The organism is Asaia sp. W19, from assembly GCF_003994335.1.
Classification (GTDB): domain Bacteria; phylum Pseudomonadota; class Alphaproteobacteria; order Acetobacterales; family Acetobacteraceae; genus Asaia.
The window spans coordinates 1-1,186 of sequence record NZ_PNQZ01000115.1 but is presented as its reverse complement, the minus strand read 5'-3'; the positions used below and the strand labels follow the sequence as shown (position 1 = coordinate 1,186).

The window sequence follows — 1,186 nt, the reverse complement described above, 5'->3', positions numbered from 1 at the left end:
CGTGTGCTCTTCCGATCGTCTGCGCATGCAGATTGACAGTAAGCCAGAGGCTCTGGACGAACTCGACCGACGCATCATTCAGCTCAAGATCGAGCGCGAGGCCATACGTAAGGAAGATGACAGCGCGAGCCGCGAGCGTCTGGTCAAGCTCGAGGTTGAGCTGGCCGACCTGCAGGAGCAGTCCGACACGCTGGGTGCGGCCTGGCATGCGGAGAAGGACCGTGTGAATGCGATCCAGAAGCTCAAGGAGCAGCTCGATCAGGCGCGCTCCGAAGTCGAAATCGCCCAGCGTAAGGGGGATCTCGGCAAGGCCTCCGAGCTGATGTATGCGACCATCCCGGGTCTCGAGCGTCAGATCGAAGAGGCCCAGCAGGAAGAGCAGAAGGACGCCGCTCAGGCGGGTCTGTTCAGCGAGGCGGTGACGGATCAGGGCATCGCCTCTGTCGTGTCGCGCTGGACTGGTGTTCCGGTGGACAGGATGCTTGAGGGCGAACGTGCCAAGCTTGTGCGCATGGAAGACGAACTGCGCGAGCGCGTAGTGGGTCAGGAACCTGCGCTCAAGGCCGTGTCCAACGCCGTGCGCCGTGCGCGCGCGGGTCTGCAGGACCCCAACCGTCCGATCGGCTCATTCCTCTTCCTCGGCCCTACCGGCGTGGGCAAGACAGAGCTGGCCAAGGCGCTGGCACAGTTCCTGTTCGATGACGATCGGGCCATGCTGCGTGTCGATATGAGCGAGTTCATGGAGAAGCATGCAGTCTCCCGTCTGGTCGGCGCGCCTCCGGGCTATGTCGGCTATGAAGAGGGCGGTGTGCTGACCGAGGCCGTGCGTCGCAGGCCCTATCAGGTCATCCTGTTCGACGAGGTCGAGAAGGCGCATGAAGATGTGTTTAATATCCTGCTGCAGGTGCTGGATGACGGGCGTCTGACGGACGGGCAGGGACGTGTTGTCGATTTCCGCAACACGATCATCATCCTGACCTCCAATCTTGGTTCGGATATTCTCGCCCAGCAGCCCGATGGAGAGAGCACGGCTCTGGTTCAGGCGCAGGTCATGGCGGTGGGGCGCAGCCATTTCAGACCGGAATTCCTGAACCGTCTCGACGAGATCGTGCTGTTCTCGCGTCTGCAACGGGCCGATATGAACCGTATCGTGTCGATCCAGCTCMAGAGGCTGCGTGAGCTGCTG

The 1,186-nt window shown here is 61.9% G+C and carries 1 protein-coding gene; it reads left to right on the top strand.

The genetic code is table 11. The annotated features are described in order from the left end of the window. The coding region (locus C0V97_RS17070) for an AAA family ATPase (RefSeq protein ID WP_127103702.1) at positions 1-1,186 on the top strand (1,186 nt) is incomplete at both ends.